The following is an 18,832-nucleotide window of genomic DNA, read 5'->3' on the forward strand; positions in this document are numbered from 1 at the left end:
CCAGGTAATTGGTCAGAGACGTTGTTTCGTTCATTTTTCAGATAATGCGTTATACAATGGCGCTAATTCTTGAAGCGCCTGACAACTTTTTTCTTCAATCGTTTCAAGCTTTTCCGTCGCAAACCACAACTTACCGATCTGAAATGAGCGATTGCCTATCCGCTCTTCTAGAATTTTCCGTTGTTTTTCATCTGCTAAATAATCTTTTAAAGGCAAATGGTCCACTAGTTCATGCTCCTCCTGCGGCCAAATATAATAGCCTTCGCAGTCGATTGTTTGACTCCAAGCTTCTAAACGATTAAGCAATTGATTGTAAGCGACGACTGAGCCTGCCCGCTCCTCACTTTTGTAATGTTGAAACATCAAATATACTTGAAATTGCTTTTTATTTAATAACAATGCCAGACAAGCATTTTCCGCTTGACGTTGCTCACTGCGATACGCAGCCCAGAAATGACTGCGTAAATTCCAGCCGTTGGTCCAGCTTTCGATTTTCGGCTTAGTGATGCCGAGTTCAGCTGGTAAACCTTGAGCGATTGCGAGGTTTAAGGCTTTCCACTTTTCCCAATGTTGCTTGTAGGTTTGCTTTAAGTCATCGATTTCTGCTGATGTTTGTTGCTCTTTGAGTTGTTTAAATGTGAAGATTTCTCGGTTGAATAGATTGAAGTCTTGATGGGTTAGGTTCATTTTATTCCCTCTTTTTAGTATCTTCTAGTTACTCTTAATAATTTTATTTTTCAATAGCCATTGTAAAAATAACACAAGGACTACAACTGGCCAAAGCGTGATTGGGAAAAAGAGCCCCACAAAAATGCCTGGTACAAGAATCGTTCCTAAGATTTGGGTTGTTAAACTCGTAGCAAAAATTGCGACAACAAAAAGCGAGTCAATTGTTGGGAAAAATTGTGCGACCGCAAACCCGATTAAAATAGCTGAAAAAACGACGGGAAAAATATCGCCACCTATCCAACCTGTCTGTAAACAAACTTGTAAAAATACTAGTTTCATTATCGCAGCGACCACCAAGATATACCAGGCTTGTTGACTACCAAAACTAGGAACTAAATGCATAAAAGATTGTCCTGAAAATAGTAATCTTGGCATTAAAATAACAAAAAGAAAAATACAGGCTGCACCAAAGCTTACCAGTATGCTTTGCTTTTCTTCAAAAGGTTGGCATAGTTTAGCCAGAGCAGCTTGCAACCATTGATAGGCGTTACCAATCACAAAAGCAGTTAATAAAGCGGGTAAAATCAGCCATAACGAAGCCATTTCAATTTTTCCAGTTCCTAACTTCGTAATAAACGATGGGTGTCCCACCAATTTCATTAAAAAGGTAAACACCACCAACCCGTTCACAATAAATAACCCGTTCATCACTTGTTTCAGTTTCTTTTTATCTACAGGAGCGAGCATCGTATCGTAGCGCTGAACAAACTGTTGCGGATGTAGCAAGCGCTGGATTTTTGTCCAAAATGCTTGCTGTTCTTGCTCGTCATAATGAAAATAAAGGTACCATAACTTATCAGATTGCCAGACTGACAACGAAATAATTGCTCCCAACAATGCAGCTTCAGGACCGACACCAGCCCCGAAAATTAAAATTACCAAGGCGGCCAATAAATTTCTAAACACACCTGAATAATCGACCGATTGTTTCGCCTTCAATTCTGTCAGCGCCTCATGCGCCGTTTGTGGTACTTGCCCGAAGCGTTTCTTCAGATAACTCAATACCAACGCTCCTAGCACACACAAGACAAAATAATAGAGGATTGGCCACTTCATTTGCGCTGTCAACACCTCCCAGAGCAGAGTCGTTAGCTCTCCTTCAATGATTAAAAACGCTCCTGAAATTCCCGCGATGATACTACTTAAAAATAACCCGCTGACGATAATTGTCCACATTTTTCTGTTACGCATACTTCCTCCAAATGATAGTTGTTTCTTTTATAGTAGCAGATAGTTAGTGGTTTGTGTTTGAAGATTTTGGGAAGGATTTTTTTTTTGAAAAAATTGAGGTTATGAAAAGATTCCATTTTTTATTGATTAAATTATCCTTCTTGTATAATCGTTTCTTTTAGCTATATATATTCCATTAAATTAAAAACCGCCACTTATATTGCTTCTTAAGTTCCCACAAACAACGCCACTTCCAGCGCCAACAAGTCCACTTCCTTATCAAAATCCAACAGCACTAGCTGTTCAATTTTCTCCAATCGCTGTAATAAAGTATTACGATGAATAAAGAGTTTTTTGGCTGTTTGAGACAAGTTTCGTTTTGATTGAAAATAGACATTCAGTGTATGGACAAAGTCGGTATGTTGCTGTTGATCACTTTTCTGCAATGGTTGAAGATATTTTTTTCTGAGGGTTGCTTGTCCTTCTTCTAAAAAATAACGTTGTAGTGTCTGTCTAAAATGAAAATTCGCGTAGGAAGCAATCCTCATTTCAGGTTTTTCTGCAATGAATTGGCGTTGAAAGGCTAAAACGTCAATCGCTTGTTGATAAGATTCATGAATCTGGGTCAGACCTTGAATCTTAGGTCCTATTGTTAGGAAAAGTTCCACATCTTCTTGTACTTTCATTAACTGATTTATACTACTTTGTGCTAGGCGTTGCATCATTTTCAGATAATCGCCTTCTTTTTCAGGTGGATCTTCAACTAATAAGACAAAGGAACTGTCAATTTCAATACAAACAATTTTTTGTTTGTCCCCTAAGATAACTTGGTTTAGCTGGTTACCTAAAATAGACATTCTTTCTTGCCTTTGGCGTTCATTTAAGGTTAATGAAATTAGCAAAATCGCATAGGGCTTATCTATTGCCAAGCGATAATATTGTTGAAATTGTTGGAAGACAGCTTGATCCCTCTTTTCATGCGCAATCAGCTTAAAAAATAATTCGTTTCGTTGTTGGTATTCTTCAAATTTACGTGAGTATTCCAATTGCAATTGTAAAAGTAAGTAATGAGCTGTGATTTTAAAATGAGCCACGTCGACTGGTCGTAATGGGGCCAAGGTGTTCCAGACGAGCAAATAATATAAAATAACATTTTTCTTTTTAATTGGATAAATTTCAATTGGCACCACTTGGTTCTGGAGTTTCAACTGTAAATGAATCGGTTCTTGATAAAAGCGTAATAATGGGTGACTTTGTTCCAATAATTGTTTTTGGAACTCTGAGGTTTCTTGTCTATCTTCTAAAATGCTAGAAATACGAATTGGATTTTTAGGCAAGTCAAAAAAATTAACTCCTTCAAAGTGGTCATTCAATAACAAGACAGGATTTTGAATGGTTTCTGCTAGATCCTGCAGCAAATGAAAACTGCTACTTCCCGTTTCTAAGATTTGATAAATTTTATTATGCAATGCGGTTTCTTGCGCATTCATGTCAAATTGTTCTAACGTGACACGACTTTTCAACACGTCAGCAATTTGCGAAAAGGTGTAATTGTAAGGAATTGCTAAAATAGGAACGTTCATTTCATCTGCTAATTTGATTAGGTCTGGTGGAACTTCTTCAAAATAACGTTGGGTTTTAAATCCCAAGGCAGCACAATGGTGTTTGGCTAGTTCTTTCAAAAAATTTTTCTGTAATTTCCGATCATCTTTAAATATGTACCCTGTCGTTAACAGCAGCTCACCTGCTGTTAGCCAATCTAAAATATCAGGATTTTCTAAAATATTGACTTTTAAAATCGGTTGGTCCTGATTTTTATGTCCTGCCACTAAGGTAATGCCAGGCAATTCTTCTAACGTTAATAAATCACTCACTTTTAACATCATTTATCCTCCCAATGTACAAATTGTCCATTCAAACTTGTAAATCAATGTCATTTTTAGCAATTGTTTAGTGTGCTGGATTCTTTTATTATGAAGTCGTGAAAGCGCTATTAAAAAGGAGGTCGTTGGAATGACAAAAATTTTAGCTTATGACCAAACGATTTTATCGAAACTCCCTCATCAAACATTGACTAGTTTGCAATGTTTTACGCACGCTATTAATTATGGTCATGTAGACACCCAAGAAATTCTCTTGACCATTTCAACGCATCCCGAACATATAGCACCTAACACGATTATACTCGATGAAAAAAAACTTAGCCATTTCGCTGATTTACCTGTCCAAATTGAGCCCCTGTTTATCCGGTTAGGCCGACGACAATTAACCCTAGCCGATGCCCAAATTTGGCAACCAACGCCACTTTATTTAACACCCAGTAAAACAAAAATAGCTATTTTTTTAACGTATATTCAGCAAACTCGTTTCAATCCTTGGCAAGCGCTTTTTCCTGCTTCGTCGTCAACCTTTCTTTTTGATTCTTATAGTCGGACCCAGATTCAAAAAGAAATGATTCATTTTCAACAGGCTTGGGAGCAAAAATCTTTTAAAATAGCTCTTGATTGTTTAACGAAGATTTTGGGATTGGGGATTGGTTTAACCCCCACTGGCGATGATTTTATCACAGGATTACTTGCTAGTTTTTCTGCTTTACAGCAGCTTCCCTCGAATTTCCAACAGCTGGCTGTGCTAGCCAAGGAACGAACGAATGCGGTCAGTTATGCGGAAATCCATGAAGCAGTGAACGAGCGGTTTTCTCAGCTAGTTCAGCGTGTTTTTTTATCAATTGAAAGTGGAAATACAAACGAAATGGCTCAAGCGGTTTCAGCTTTAGAGGAGGTGGGCTCAACTTCAGGAAGCGACATACTTTGCGGCATTATTTTTGGTTTAAAACTATTTTGTGAGGAGAATAATCATGACAATTCAAACAGTAATTAAAGAGAACGCCTATTTTGATTCAGTTACTTTAATGACCATTTCAACACGAGCCAATGAACTGGCTGGAGTTAAAACCGCAATGATTGGGATGGGAACCGACATGAATCTTGAAGTGATTCGGAATGTTGGTTTATATACACCCGCCTTGGATCATGTTACAACGGGCGATTTATTAATTGTTTTAGATCTTGATGACCAAGCGAACTCAGAAGAAATTTTACAGCAAGTCGACGAGTTATTTACGAAGAAAAAGAAAACCGCTTCTTCTGAAGTAACCTATAAGACGTTAGATTCAGCCCTTCATGAAGAGCCTGATGCCAACTTAGTTGTAATTTCTGTCAATGGAAAATTTGCTGCACGAGAAGCGCATAAAGCTTTAGATCAGCAAAAACACGTCATGCTCTTTAGTGATAACGTGACGGTTGACGAGGAATTAGCGTTAAAACAAAAAGCACACGAAAAAGAACTGTTTATGATGGGTCCTGATTGTGGAACAGCGATTATTAATGGCATTGGGTTATGTTTTGCTAACGAGGTACGTTCAGGAGATATTGGAATTGTCGGCGCTTCTGGTACAGGTAGCCAAGAAGTTAGTGTTCAAATCCATAAATATGGTTATGGGATTTCACAATTAATCGGTACTGGTGGCCGTGATTTGTCTGCTGAAATTGGTGGGCTGATGATGCTTGACGGGCTGGATGCTTTAATGGTTGACGAACAAACTAAGGCAATTTTGCTTATTTCTAAACCGCCTGCTCCAGAAGTAACAGAGAAAATTTTAAAAAAATTAGCTGTTTCAACTAAACCAGTTGTTATTTATTTTATCGGCAGTGAACAAACGGAACGAAAAATAGACAACGTCACTTTTGCTACTTCTTCTCTGGATGCAGTTCAAAAAGTGATTCAATTTAGTCAAACACAGGAAGCGGAAACCAGCCTCTATCAAAATCCGACAGGCGCAACGTTAACAGCTATCCAACAGCAACAAGCCCCCTCTCAAAAATTTGTTCGTGGGTTGTTCTGTGGTGGCACTCTTTGTGATGAACTTTTATATGCTTTAACAGAAGTCTCTGATGATGTTTATAGTAATATTCATAAAATTCCTGAACGACAATTAGCAAATCCTGACCACAGCCAAGCACATACATTGATTGATTTCGGTGATGATCGTTTCACAGAAGGCCGCCCACATCCAATGATCGATCCGACTTCTCGGATTACTCGCATTCTTCAAGAAGCCAAAGATCCTGAAGTGGCAGTTTTAGCGTTAGATTTTGAATTAGGTTATGGTTCTCACGAAAATCCTGTTGGCGTGTTAGCGGAGGCGTTAAAGGAAGCCAAAGCAATAGCAAAAGCAGATAGTCGTGAGTTAGCCATTATTGGCTATGTTTTAGGGACCGAAGAAGATCCACAAGATATTCATGAACAGCAGAAAATTTTAGAAGATTTAGAGGTTCTCGTTGTCGACAGCAGTCATCAACTTTGCGAAGCCACCAAAACTTTTGTAAAAGGAGCGAACGAACATGAGCAGAAATGATCTTTTTAAACAGCCTTTAGATACGATCAATGTAGGCATTGACTTTATTCATGAAGATATGAAAAAACAAGGGATTCCTTCACATCAAGTAAATTGGGCACCGCCAGCCAATGGTGACCCAGAGCTATTAAAATTATTGGATCAATTAAAAAATCCAACACTTTATGAAAAAATCCAACAAGCCAACGAAGAAGCGGTTACCCGCATTATTCAATCAAAACCTATTTTAGTAGGATTTGATAAAGCAATTAATGTCATGCCCGATATGACTGAAACGACCATTTTACATGCTGGGCCACCCATTACTTATGAAAATATGTGCGGACCGATGAAAGGTGCCGTTCAAGGAGCGCTTGTTTTTGAAGGATTAGCAAAAGATCTAGCTGATGCCGATCGGGTTGCTCGTTCTGGCGCAATTACGTTTTCTCCTTGTCATGAACATGATGCCGTTGGTTCTATGGCTGGCGTGACTTCTCCGAATATGTACGTTCATATTATCAAAAATTAAACGTACGGCAACACGGCTTTTACTAATTTAAGTGAACAATTGGCGAAAGTTTTACGATTTGGTGCAAATGATCAATCCGTCGTGGATCGCCTGATTTGGATGCGCGATGTTTTAGGTCCATTACTTCATGATGCCATGACTTTTTGTCCAGAAGGCATTGATTTACGCTTAATGCTTTCACAAGCCTTGCATATGGGCGATGAGTGTCATAATCGCAATGTAGCTGGAAGTACGTTGTTAGTCCAAGCATTAACACCTTACATGGTTCAAACTGATTTTTCTCGTGAACAATTAAAAGAAGTATTTGAATTTCTTGGCAGTTCTGACTATTTTTCTGGTCCGACTTGGATGGGCGCCGCTAAATGTGCGTTAGATGCTGGGCATAATGTGGAGAATAGTACAATTGTCACCACCATGTGTCGCAACGGGGTCGAATTTGGGATTCGTGTCAGTGGAATTGGCGGAAATCACTGGTTTACGGGGCCTGCCCAACTGGTGATTGGTCCGATGTTTGCTGGTTACACACAAGAAGATGCTGGTTTGGATATGGGCGATAGTGCTATTACAGAAACGTATGGTGTTGGCGGATTTGCTATGGCAGCTGCACCAGCAATTGTCCCATTAGTTGGCGGAACAGTGGCAGAAGCATTGAATTATTCAAAAGAAATGCTGGAAATTACTACGAAAGAAAATCCCAATGTCACGATTCCTGTTTTAGATTTTATGGGGATTCCTTCAGGCATCGATGTCTTAAAAGTCTTAGAAACAGGGATGCTGCCTGTCATTAATACTGCTATTGCTCATAAAGAACCGGGGATTGGTATGATTGGCGCTGGATTGACTAATCCGCCAGCAAATGTCTTTAACGAGGCACTAAAAGCTTTAGTAGCTAAAATAAACTAATTTCAAAAACTTAGTAAAATGTCATTTTTTTGGAGCGATCATATGAAAAATAAATCGATCAATTACGAAGCCGTTTTAGCTCTTGTTGTAAAAATTTTTTTGGGAATGTTCCTGTATTGGATCATGAATGGCTTTCGACATGTGTCTAACTTTTTTCCTTACAATGACGTAGTTACCAAAGTGAATCAGCAGGGATTTTACAAATTTATCTATTTTGTTATGAACTTCACGGAAGGGGAATTTTACGGTGGACTTTTTACAACGCTTTTCTTACTAATCGGCGGTCTGATTGCTTGGCAACTTTATCGGAAAAATTCAAAATGGCAGGGATTTGCAATTGCTGGTGGTTCTGGTGCTTGGCCTTGGGTACTTGCTTCTCAGCTACTTTCCCTCTTTTTAACTATTTATGTTTTTGATTTTACACGCTTTTTTACAAAAGAAGTGTTGTGGTTACCAACGTTTATTGTGGTGGTCGGCACGCCGCCAGCTTTAACGCTCGTTTATGGTCCTGGCTGGAAAAAATTAGGAACGATTTCTCTGTTGAGTGCGCTTTTCACCTTTCCGTTTGCCAATTGGCTGAATGCGCAATTGATGCCCCTTTTAAATGTACCTGGGACAGTTTCCAACGTTACCACAATGGCTTTTGTTGGCTGGATTGTTTCAGCCATCTGTCATCAACTTCCTTGGATGGTTCCTTCTGTTGCACCAATCGCTCAGAAGCGGCAAAAACAACCTAAAATTGAAAATACGCAAACCTTTCAATGGTCAATACGACGCACTTTTGCTGACTTCTCCGAAGCTTGGTTTTATGGAAATGAGTTAGTTGGAGGTTTGGTAATTCTAGGCGTTTTAACAGATTGGTTTGTCAATATTAATCATATTACAAATGGTTCTGGCTTGGTTCCTGACATTTTAATGGGACAAATGATTGCTTCGGCTGTTGGTGTTTTTCTTTATCGAAAACATTTCGCTGAAGAAGGTTGGTATCCAACGTTTATGCCACTGGTCAGCATTGTTCCTGGTGTGATTTTAATGATGGGTGGTGGCTTTTGGCTTTCCCTGACCATCGCCGTTTTAGCAGGAATTAGTGCGGCCCCTGTCGGTAGCTATATTGCTAAACGATTACCTCCGTTTGTTCCTGGTGCTGTCGGCTTTGTATCAGGAATGGCTGTTGTAACCATTTTATTGTCAGCCGTTTTGCATACATTTGATATTTTTGTATAGTGGATAAAAAGAAGCGAATGACGATTCGCTTCTTTTTTTAATTGACCAATCCCCTTTTTATCCGTATTCTTAAGCAAAAGGAGGTTTTGCCATGTACTCCATGTTAAAACGTGTGATAACGGAAAAAGATTTGCTTCGGCAAATTCGTTTGTTGGAACAGTTGTTAAATGTTCCTCAGCTGACAGCCAAGCGTTTAGCCACGCAAATCCAAACGACAGAGCGAACCGTTTTTTCGGATTTACAGTATATTCGCAGTCAATTACCCGCCGACTGGTCCATTGAAACCGATAGCAGTGGTATTCGGTTACGCAATCAGGGGAATGCGCAAACCAATGAGCTTTGGTCATTATTTTTACCTCAATCCATTAGTATTCAACTATTAAAAGAGCTACTATTTACGAAAGAGTTAGTGACAACTTCTTTTTTGAGCACTAGTGGTGTTTCTTATGAAACTTTGAAGCGACATATCAAAAAAATGAATCAGGCCTTACGTGATTTTCATTTAACGATTCAACTAACCACGACGACCATTCAGCTAATCGGGGCAGAAAGCAATATTCGGATTTTTTATCACCGTTTGTTGGTGCCTTTTACTCATAATAATTATTTTTTTGACGATTATTCGATTCATGAGGAGCATTATTTTCAATTTTTGAAACAAGTTTACAGTAGTGAGTTGACGGTGGAAACGGAAGAAATTTTTGGCGCTTGTTGGTTTTTTATTAACACGATTCGCAACAAAGCCAATTGCCGAGTGAGTCAATTTTCTTTTGACTCAAAAGATGTCTTGTTTCAACTTTATCAACCGTCTTTGGCAAAACTTTATGCTTCTGAAGGCATCTATTTGCAAGGAGAAGAAAGTTTTTTCGCCTTCTTTTGTTTCTTAGAAAGTTGGAATTACGATAATGTCTATGGCGAAACGTTGGCTTCTGCGCTCCACACTCATTACAGTCAGCTGCGAAAGTCGTTACAACAGTTTGTCACTAATTTGTCCAATGAAGAAGCCCGGCCTGATTTAATCCAAACAAATTTATTGGATAATCTGTTATTGTTATTCATTAAATATACCGAGTCCCCAACACTTTCTGAGCAATTTCAATTGGAATATCAAGAATTAATGACCGAACAAGCCGCGGAGGACCTTGCGTTATCAAAGAGCAACCAAGAACTTTTGGAGATTTTATCTCGCTACACCACGATTGAAGAACCAACTTATTTTCTTAGTTTGGCTTCTTTGTTAGAAAAACAAGCCAGTTATTCTATTCAGGCGCAAACGATGACTGCCTATTTCCTCTTTCAAGGGGAACCTGCTTGGAAAGCTTTTTTACAACAAGAATTAGCTGCTTATTTAGGTACTCGTGTGAAATTACAAGCTATTGAATATGTGGAACTAAGCCAGTTGACGTTAAATGAAGCCGACATAATTATTTCCAATTTCCCCTTGGATCATCTTGATCTTCCTGTCTTTTATCTCTCTTTAATTCCAACAAAAAATGAACTCCGCCGACTAGCAGAGCTCACTCTTCATTCTTATTTTTAAAGGAACTAGCGAGGACATTCGCTAGTTTTTTGGCTTTCTTTCGTCATGAATCGTTTGGTTATATATTTTTCCCCTTCAACAAGGAAAAACAGACTCACAACATGGACGAAAATCATTGCTAATTGAAGGCCATTTAAAGAAGTTGTGCCAATTAATTGCTGCGCTACTGGCCAGTAAACTACTAGCGCTTGTAGTAAAAAGAGGATTCCTAATGAAGCAAACAACACTTTATTTTGGAAAAAGCCTGTGCTTAACGATGGATCAACCAACTTACGACAGTTGATCATATACGCTGCTTGCGCTAAGACGATACTTTGTAAGAGGAACGTTTGCTGTAAGGCTTGGCCCTCAAATTGTAATGCCATAAGGTAACCTGGTACCATAATGAGTACCGACACATGGACGATTCTAAAAATACTGTACTTTGTTAAAATGCCTTCGTTGACATCTCTTGGTGGTCGTTTCATTGTATCAGCACTCGCTTTTTCAAAACCTAATGCATAAGACAAAGTAATCGTAGTTACCATGTTTACCCATAATATTTGGACAGGTGTCAACGGTAGAGGATGATTCATTAAAAGCGCCCAGACAACAATTAAACCTTGTGCTAAAGAGGTTGGCAAGAAGAAGGTAATCGTCTTTTTCAAGTTATCAAAAATGCGGCGTCCTTCTTTCACGGCTTTAGCAATCGTATGGAAATTATCATCTGCCAAAACCATATCTGCGGCTTGTTTGGTTACTTCACTTCCTTTAATTCCCATGGCAATTCCGACATCGGCTTTCTTTAGTGCTGGCGCATCGTTCACGCCATCGCCGGTCATCCCGACAATTTCACCATTGTTTTGTAAAGCCGTGACAATTCGTAATTTATGTTCTGGCGTCGTTCGTGCAAATACATCGACTTTTTGAACGTGCTGAGCTAATTCTTCATCTGACATAGCATCAATTTCTAATCCTTCAAGGACTTTTTTCGTATGCTTTAAACCAACTTGCTCGCCAATGGCTTGCGCTGTATCTTTATGGTCTCCGGTAATCATTTTGACGGAAACACCTGCTTCTTGAGATTCTTTGACGGCTTGAATGGCACTTTCTTTTGGCGGATCGATGATGCCTGCCAGTCCAGCAAACGTCAATCCTGACAATGTTTCATGTGTCAGTTCCTGTTGTGACGTAACTGTCTTATAAGCGAAACCTAATACCCGTTGTCCTTTTTGCGCTAATTGCGCAGCTTGTGCTTGCCAATCACCTTTTTGATTATCAGATAACGTAGAAAGTTGTAACAATACTTCTGGCGCACCTTTGACATAAATAATTGAACCTTCTGCTTGCGGATGGCGAGTGGCCATGTATTTATAACTTGAACTAAACGGAATTTTCTTTTCTACAGGGCGTAAAGACAGTTGATCCTGATCGACATATTGTAGTAAAGCTAACTCGGTAGGATTCCCCTGCAAGTCGGCGATTTTTTGTTGGTCTTGTAATTTCAATTCTTGACAGTTGGCCATAATCTCTTTGACAATGGTCATTTCTTCAGTCACTACATCCATTACCGTCATTTCATTTTTAGTTAGCGTTCCTGTTTTATCTGAACAGATAACTGTCATTGAGCCTAATGTTTCAACGGAAGGCATGCCTTTAATAATCGCATTTTCTCTAGCCATCTCATGAACACCCATCGATAAAATCATCGTTAACACAGCAGGTAAGCCTTCTGGAATCATTGCTACAATTAATGCAATCATCGCAGAAAATAAGAGGCTCCATTCCATGCCATGACGAAAAGTGGTAAAGAAAATCAGAAACACGATCAAGACCATAATCCCTTGGAAAATTTGCTTGTTTAATTGGTGCATTTTCCGCACGAGCGGTGTTGTTTTTTGATCTACTGACTGCAACGCGTGATTAATTTTTCCAACTTCAGTGGAATCTCCTGTTTCTACTACAACGCCTAAGGCTGAGCCCGCTTGGACAAGTGTTCCTGAAAAAGCCAAATTCTTTTGATCGCCTGTTGGCAATTCTTCATTCAAGGAACCGGTAATTTTCTCCACGGCTTCTGATTCGCCTGTCAAAATTGATTCTTCAATCATCAGATTATGAACATCAAATAAGCGCAAATCTGCTGGAACTACATCGCCTGCTTGTAACGTGACTACATCTCCCAGAACCAATGTTTCAGAAGAAACGGTTGTTTTTTGTCCATCAATTAGAACGACTGCCTCTTGGCCCATCATCTGTTTCAGGCCGTCTAATGATTCTTCTGCTTTACGCTCTTGCCAATAACCGACAAAGCCATTGACAAGTACCACTAGAAAAATGATACTTCCTTCGACCACTTCGCCTGTGGCAAATTTTAGAATTGCGGCAGCGAGTAATACCACCATTAGTAAATCTGTAAAATGTTTGGCTAGCTTTTGCCACGTTTTCAGTTGTTGTTTTTCTTCAATTTTATTTGAACCATTCGTTTGTAAACGTTGCTGACGTTCTTCGCTAGAAAGACCCGTTTGCTTCGTCTTAGTCTGCTCGATTACTTTTGTTGAGGAAAGTTGATACCATTTCATTTCGTGTACCTCCTATTTACTTGATACCTTTATTATAGAGAGGACTTTCTTCACAAAATGGTCGATAATTTCAGTGGCCCCTGAAAAAAATGGGGCCGAGATTATAAAAGAAAGGAACAACCCGCATTTTAGCTGGTTGTTCCTTTCTTTTAAATATTTTCTTGTTCGACAACCAATTGACTTTTGCCAATTAACGCTTTGACATCAATACTTTCACCATTTTTACGTCGGTCTGCTAACTCAACTGAGGTGGTAAACAACAAGTCACTAGAAGAGTTCAACGCAGTTTCAATGGAATCTTGGACTACGCCGACGATAAAGCCAACGCCGACGACTTGCATGGCAATGTCATTGGAAATGCCAAACAAACTACATGCAAGCGGAATTAACAACAAGGAACCACCAGCAATTCCTGAAGCCCCACAAGCAGAAACAGCGGCGATGATACTCAACAATAATGCTAAATAGATTGGCACGGACATGCCTAATGTGTGGACTGCCGCCAATGTCATAATGGTAATCGTAATGGCTGCGCCGCCCATATTAATCGTTGCGCCCAGCGGAATAGAGACCGCATAAGATTCTTCATTTAAATCCATTGCTTTCGCCAATTCCATATTAATGGGAATATTGGCCGCAGAACTGCGTGTAAAGAATGCGGGAATCGCACTTTCCTTTAATACAAAAAAGACTAACGGATACGGATTTTGCCGAATATTCCAAAAAACAATCGCTGGATAAACGACTAAAGCAACCACGGCCATCGTACCAATTAACAATAATAGTAACTGACCATACTTGGCTAACCCTACAATGCCTGTTGTTGCCACCGAATGAAACACCAAACCTAGAATTCCAATTGGCGCAATGCCGATAATTATTTGAACGACCGTGGTAATCCCTGTTGAAAGATTGGCAATCACATCCTTGGTAGCGACCGAACTTTGACGTAACCCAATACCGATTAATGAGGACCAAAATAAAACAGATAAATAATTGCCTTCAATCATCGCTTGAATCGGATTTTGGACAACGCTTGTTAACACATTGCTTAAAACATCACTAAGTTGCGTTGGGGCTGCTTGCGCTTCCTGCGCCGCCTCCAAGACAATCTTAACGGGAAACAGATAGCTTGCCGTCACGGCAACAACAGCTGCCAAAAATGTCGCTAACAGATACACAACTAAAATTGATCCAACATATGTTTTCGCCCCAGCCTTTTGTTGGGCTAGCGACGCAATAATTAAGACAAAAACTAAAATCGGCGCAATTGCTTTTAAGGCGCCCACAAACAATTCACCAAGAACGCTGATGAAGGTCCATTCTGGCACCAAGAAACCCAAGGTGGTTCCAATCACAATCCCTATCATGATTTTTTGAATTAACGATAATTTCCGAATCGCTTTGACCATTCACTTCACGCTCCTTTAAAATAAAATACAGTTTGGGACATACTACCATAATTATTAAGATAAAAAAAGAGTGTTTCTCAAAAAACTTTCATTTTTCGAGAAACACTTGGTCAACTCATCAATTTCGTCTATTTTTCTGAAGACTTTTCTGCTGAATGTTCTTTGTTTTTATGGTGATGGTGGTGATGACTTTGTTTAGAATACAAGTAGGATTTTGCTACGACCGAAATAAACATAGCCATAATCCCCAAGCCTACTGTAGCATAAATCATGGTGAAAATTTTTCCCAAGTCAGTAACTGGATGCACATCTCCATAACCAATCGTGGTTAACGTCATGAAACTTAAATATAACGAATCTAATGGCGACAATTTTTCCACTGTTGAATAAAAAATAGTCCCACTCAACAACGTGGTTGCCAGTAAAAAGAACAAGGCACGAGTGTCTTCTTTTTTTAAGATACCTAAAAAAGATGAAAATAGTTTTTTGACAGAAATAAGTAAAGATAGCAAAAAAATGACCTCTTTCTATTGTTAATCTCTTCTTAACGTTAGCACTTTTTAGATGAAGTTCAACTTTTTAATTGGTGTGGTTAAAGAAAATTTATTTTTTTGTTATTTATAATAAGCTAAAGCTCATCTTCAAAGTAATCATTATCAATTCTAAATAGCTTGTACGTCTTGGCTATTTCTACACCAACACCAAACTCTAACATGAGCTCTGTTAATTTAATACCATCTATTAAAACTATCCCTTGATTTTTGGCAAATTCGTGCGCATTAGCACTAAAACTAGAAGTTGTTATAAAAACTCCTCTATCTGCATTTACAGCAGCTAAAGCGCCATAAAATCCTTGTATAACAGGGCGACCAATGGTATTAGTTTCGTGATATCGCTTTGCTTGAACATAAACAGTACTAGTTCCTAATGGATCCTGATTGATGATGCCATCTATTCCACCATCATTTGATTTGGATGTAACAACTGCCGTTCCGTGTTTTCCACTATATCCCATTGTCTCCAATAAATGTATAACTAACTTTTCAAAAAATACTGGCTCCACTTGTCGAACTTTGTTTAATAGTTCAATCGCAATTTGATTATTTTGATTGTTGATCATATCCTCAATGTCTATTTTAGCACTTTCAATTGGTGCGCTTGCTTCGATAGTAGTCGTTCCAACACGATTATTCCGTTCGACTAATTCTTGCATATATTTTTGATATGCAGGTTGTTGTTCCAAAAGTTTTCTATTGATTTTTTCACCATAATTATTTAATAAATCCAAACCTAGTTCTGTTATTTGATACATACCTCGTTTAATCCGTTCAACAGCTCTAGCTTTATACAAATCGCTGATAGCAAAGCTGAAACGATTTGCTAAAATCCCATCTCCTTGAGGGTAGTTTGGATACATCATTGAGGCAATTTCATCCGGAATATCTAAGAACTGAATAATACGCTTTAAAATGATCTTTCTGTTCAGTACATCTCCATCTTTCAAAACTTCTAAAGTATATGGCATTAATGATTCAAATGTTGGAATACCTTCATTAGACGCTTTTAGTTTTTTCCAATCTTTATTCACTTTTCCCCCACCTCTAAAGTTGTTTATTTATAATACACTTCATCTAAAAACAACCCTTGTGCAGGAGCCGTTTCACCTGCGCCTTCTCGGACTTTTGTTGCGAACAATTCATCAATTATCGCTAATTCTTTGGTGCCTGCACCAATTTCTAAAAGTGTCCCTACGAGGATGCGGACCATTTTATGCAAGAAACCATTGCCCACAAAAGTGAACTGTAACATTTCGCCGTTTCTTTCAATCGTAATCTTTTCAATCGTTCGAGTAGTCGATTTTTTGGTTTTTTTCAATGCTGAAAAACCAATAAAATCATGGGTCCCTATTAATTTTTGGCAAGCTTGTTCCATTTTTTCTTGATCCAACGCTTTGGGAAAGTGAAAACTATGATACCGTTCAAAGGCATTAGGAATTGGGCTATTCCAAACATAGTAGCTGTATTGTTTGCCTGTGGCGTTATACCGTGCATGAAAACGTTCAGGCATTTCTGTAACTTCTTTAACAACAATATCGCCAGGTAAATATCGATTTAAAAAGGATAACATTTCGGTTGTTGTTAGTGAACTAGTCGTTTTAAAATTCGCTACTTGACCACGTGCATGTGTGCCGGCATCCGTTCTGCCTGAGCCAATAATTTCAATCGGTTCACCTGTCATTTGTGTTAAAATACTTTCAATTTTCCCTTGAATCGTTTTCTCTGAATTACCTAGTCGTTGCCAACCTGAGTATCTTTTACCATCATATTCAATGGTTAATTTTATGTTGCGCATGGGCGAAGCTCCTTCGTATTCTTTTTCTCTCTTATCATAGCAGAAATAAGTGGATTTTTCTTCTTTTCCAAGAATAAAACACCTCTTTTCTATAGAAAAGAGGTGTTTTATTTAGTTTAATCCTGCAATTTTCAATTCTTCAACATTCGCTGCTTTAGCATTTTCAGTCACTACGGCTTTAAATGTCACTTGGTCGCCCTCTTTTAAGAATAGCGCCAGCGGACTGTTATTAGTCGTTACGCTAAAAATGGTTTTTTCATCTTCTAGTAAAAATGAAACTACCGTTTGCGCTTCTCCAGCTACTACTGAGACACGAGCTACTTTACCTTGCATCGTTTTCAAGTTGGCTTTGTCTGTATTTTCATTGTTGCTTCCTTTGGTTACTAACTCAATTCGATAAGCGTCTAATGCGCCTTGTGCCGTGTCTGCATCAATCACAATATCATTATCTACGGCGTTTATATAGACATATTTTTTGAAAATCCCTTTACTGTCCATTAACGAAACAATCCACGTTGGCACGCCATCAATGTTATAAAGGACTGGCATACTAGATTTCCATTTCTTTTCTGGATAAATTTTTGAGGCGATAGAAATGGCGCCATCACTATCCATAATGCCGACTTTAGTATCACGATAATACGTAACTTGACCTGTTCGGGCATTGATTAAGGAGTAACCTAAAGCGGAATCTTGGTCTTTTTCACTACTTGTAAAGTCCGTAAAATAAAGCAACTGGTTCCCTTCCTTGTTCATCATCGGCGTAATTTGTCCTGATGCATAAATACCATTTTCAGTTGGAATTTTAACATCTTTTTTGGCACCAAACATTGTCTGGTTCCACCAGCCTTGACTGTAACGACCAAAGAATTCATTTAAGCTATTCGCCGCTGAACTAGTAATCGGCGCATCAACGAAACTTGGAGCTTTTTGACTGTCATAAACGTTAACTTCTCCTGTTGTAGCATTTAATACCGCCGTTTTAAATTCATTATAGTGCATGCGACCAGAAACCCCATACTCTTTGTAAAGCGTTTGAATATAGTAAGGATTCCCTTGGTCGTCCAGCTCTAAATTGATTGTGCCAGTTGCTGCATAACCTGGATAAGCGGAATAAATTTTTCGTGCGGCATCTTTGCCAAAGTAAGCTGAAGGAGTATAAACAATTGGTTTTTCTACAAATTCTGGCTGTGCGTTGATATCTGTTGCACTAATGATGAAATAGCCAGGTACTTCCCCCAGTTTTAGCCATTTAAAGAAGCCATTAAATTCGACTGTTGCTACATAAACATACTCGCCATTGACAACTTGTGCCGTTATACCATCCAAAGTAAACATATTGGAATTGGGAATGACAGAAAATTTCTGTAACATTTTTCGTTTCGCCGTTTGTGGTGCAATCGCAATGGGTGTTTCTTTCGCCGAAGTTAAAACTTCAGCTTTTTCTTCCGTTTTTAAAGGAATCGTTTGATAAATTTCATCAATAGAAGAGATTCTGGTAATACTACTGACAATAGTCAACAAAATCATTGCCAAAACGGCAACACCCAAAATTTTGCCAGACCAGTCTTTGTTAGCCGTTTTGTTGGTATTCTTCCCTACTTCTTTGCGGCCCTTTGGGATACCAGGAACTTCGACTTTACTAGCTAAGCGTGTACTTAATAACACCCCACTAGCAATCACTGCGCCAATCAGATTAATCCATAACACGGTTGAAAGATTTTTACTTGGCAAAGTCACAAATAAAAAGATACCTAACAAGAGCAATTCAATCGCCATTAATAGAATAGTCCCCTTACTCTTTTTCCCTTTATTCGCTACAATTTTGGCGCCATTCGCAACTAAGATCCCGATACCAAAAAATAACGTTAACCCAATAAAATTAAAAAACATTCACTTGCCCTCCTCATAGATAAGTAAAAAAAGTGCTCCCACGCATTGTAGAAGCACTTCCTGTGATCCATTCTATTATAACGTTTTCTATTTTTACTGACAATATCGTTGAAGCAAAATCAGTCG

General features: G+C 38.7%; 13 protein-coding genes and 1 pseudogene. 5 read left to right on the forward strand and 9 right to left on the reverse strand.

What is annotated here, in order from left to right; all coding sequences use genetic code 11:
* Positions 1-30: 30 nt before the first annotated feature.
* The 3 genes from IGJ20_RS11775 to IGJ20_RS11785 form a co-directional block, all read right to left on the reverse strand.
* On the reverse strand, positions 31-687 hold the full coding sequence (locus IGJ20_RS11775; RefSeq protein WP_002355050.1) for a glucose-6-phosphate 1-dehydrogenase family protein: 657 nt from the start codon (positions 685-687) through the stop codon (positions 31-33).
* A gap of 24 nt (positions 688-711) precedes the next feature.
* Entirely contained in the window at positions 712-1,920 is a 1,209-nt protein-coding gene (locus IGJ20_RS11780; protein WP_161970865.1) for a chloride channel protein, read from the reverse strand.
* Between the two features lie 206 nt (positions 1,921-2,126).
* Positions 2,127-3,785, reverse strand: a complete 1,659-nt coding sequence (locus IGJ20_RS11785; RefSeq protein WP_161970866.1) for a PucR family transcriptional regulator — start codon at positions 3,783-3,785, stop codon at positions 2,127-2,129.
* A gap of 127 nt (positions 3,786-3,912) precedes the next feature.
* On the opposite strand from IGJ20_RS11785, the gene IGJ20_RS11790 reads away from it, so the two are divergent.
* The 5 genes and pseudogenes from IGJ20_RS11790 (at position 3,913) to IGJ20_RS11810 (ending at position 10,491) form a co-directional block, all read left to right on the forward strand.
* Positions 3,913-4,779: a DUF2877 domain-containing protein gene (locus IGJ20_RS11790; RefSeq protein WP_002365307.1), complete on the forward strand. Its 867-nt coding sequence runs from the start codon at positions 3,913-3,915 to the stop codon at positions 4,777-4,779.
* Positions 4,757-6,316 carry an acyl-CoA synthetase FdrA gene (gene fdrA, locus IGJ20_RS11795; RefSeq protein ID WP_126254779.1) on the forward strand — a complete coding sequence of 520 codons (1,560 nt, stop codon included), beginning with the start codon at positions 4,757-4,759 and terminating at the stop codon, positions 6,314-6,316. The genes IGJ20_RS11790 and fdrA overlap by 23 nt, the downstream gene beginning before the upstream one ends.
* A pseudogene (locus IGJ20_RS11800) lies at positions 6,303-7,727 on the forward strand (DUF1116 domain-containing protein). The gene fdrA and the pseudogene IGJ20_RS11800 overlap by 14 nt, the downstream one beginning before the upstream one ends.
* A gap of 42 nt (positions 7,728-7,769) precedes the next feature.
* Positions 7,770-8,951: a hypothetical protein gene (locus IGJ20_RS11805; protein ID WP_002359110.1), complete on the forward strand. Its 1,182-nt coding sequence runs from the start codon at positions 7,770-7,772 to the stop codon at positions 8,949-8,951.
* Positions 8,952-9,051: 100 nt separating this feature from the next.
* A complete protein-coding gene (locus tag IGJ20_RS11810; RefSeq protein WP_161970871.1) occupies positions 9,052-10,491 on the forward strand; it encodes a helix-turn-helix domain-containing protein in 1,440 nt (479 codons plus the stop codon).
* 5 nt (positions 10,492-10,496) lie between these two features.
* Here the strand turns inward: IGJ20_RS11810 and IGJ20_RS11815 are convergent, their stop codons facing one another.
* The 6 genes from IGJ20_RS11815 to IGJ20_RS11840 form a co-directional block, all read right to left on the reverse strand.
* Positions 10,497-13,049, reverse strand: coding sequence for a cation-transporting P-type ATPase (locus IGJ20_RS11815; protein ID WP_430605238.1), 2,553 nt, complete (start codon positions 13,047-13,049; stop codon positions 10,497-10,499).
* A gap of 149 nt (positions 13,050-13,198) precedes the next feature.
* Positions 13,199-14,461, reverse strand: coding sequence for a serine/threonine transporter SstT (gene sstT, locus IGJ20_RS11820; RefSeq protein ID WP_126254775.1), 1,263 nt, complete (start codon positions 14,459-14,461; stop codon positions 13,199-13,201).
* A 128-nt stretch (positions 14,462-14,589) separates the two neighbouring features.
* A complete protein-coding gene (locus tag IGJ20_RS11825) occupies positions 14,590-14,973 on the reverse strand; it encodes a potassium channel family protein (protein ID WP_002367385.1) in 384 nt (127 codons plus the stop codon).
* Between the two features lie 116 nt (positions 14,974-15,089).
* Complete coding sequence (locus IGJ20_RS11830; protein WP_126254774.1) at positions 15,090-16,049, reverse strand: restriction endonuclease; 960 nt, start codon at positions 16,047-16,049, stop codon at positions 15,090-15,092.
* A 23-nt stretch (positions 16,050-16,072) separates the two neighbouring features.
* Positions 16,073-16,813: a tRNA pseudouridine(38-40) synthase TruA gene (truA, locus tag IGJ20_RS11835; protein ID WP_002355033.1), complete on the reverse strand. Its 741-nt coding sequence runs from the start codon at positions 16,811-16,813 to the stop codon at positions 16,073-16,075.
* A gap of 111 nt (positions 16,814-16,924) precedes the next feature.
* A complete protein-coding gene (locus IGJ20_RS11840; RefSeq protein WP_126254773.1) occupies positions 16,925-18,706 on the reverse strand; it encodes a DNA-binding protein in 1,782 nt (593 codons plus the stop codon).
* Between the last annotated feature and the right edge of the window lie 126 nt (positions 18,707-18,832).

The sequence above is a fragment of the Enterococcus sp. DIV0294 genome, assembly GCF_050558155.1.
In the GTDB taxonomy this organism is placed as follows: Bacteria; Bacillota; Bacilli; order Lactobacillales; family Enterococcaceae; genus Enterococcus; species Enterococcus faecalis.

Excerpts from the sequence above, each read along its gene's own strand:
- IGJ20_RS11775 (WP_002355050.1), bottom strand. The coding sequence starts at position 687 with ATGAACCTAACCCATCAAGACTTCAATCTATTCAACCGAGAAATCTTC.
- IGJ20_RS11780 (WP_161970865.1), bottom strand. The coding sequence starts at position 1,920 with ATGCGTAACAGAAAAATGTGGACAATTATCGTCAGCGGGTTATTTTTA.
- IGJ20_RS11785 (WP_161970866.1), bottom strand. The coding sequence starts at position 3,785 with ATGATGTTAAAAGTGAGTGATTTATTAACGTTAGAAGAATTGCCTGGC.
- IGJ20_RS11790 (WP_002365307.1), top strand. The coding sequence starts at position 3,913 with ATGACAAAAATTTTAGCTTATGACCAAACGATTTTATCGAAACTCCCT.
- fdrA (WP_126254779.1), top strand. The coding sequence starts at position 4,757 with ATGACAATTCAAACAGTAATTAAAGAGAACGCCTATTTTGATTCAGTT.
- IGJ20_RS11805 (WP_002359110.1), top strand. The coding sequence starts at position 7,770 with ATGAAAAATAAATCGATCAATTACGAAGCCGTTTTAGCTCTTGTTGTA.
- IGJ20_RS11810 (WP_161970871.1), top strand. The coding sequence starts at position 9,052 with ATGTTAAAACGTGTGATAACGGAAAAAGATTTGCTTCGGCAAATTCGT.
- IGJ20_RS11815 (WP_430605238.1), bottom strand. The coding sequence starts at position 13,049 with ATGAAATGGTATCAACTTTCCTCAACAAAAGTAATCGAGCAGACTAAG.
- sstT (WP_126254775.1), bottom strand. The coding sequence starts at position 14,461 with ATGGTCAAAGCGATTCGGAAATTATCGTTAATTCAAAAAATCATGATA.
- truA (WP_002355033.1), bottom strand. The coding sequence starts at position 16,813 with ATGCGCAACATAAAATTAACCATTGAATATGATGGTAAAAGATACTCA.
- IGJ20_RS11840 (WP_126254773.1), bottom strand. The coding sequence starts at position 18,706 with ATGTTTTTTAATTTTATTGGGTTAACGTTATTTTTTGGTATCGGGATC.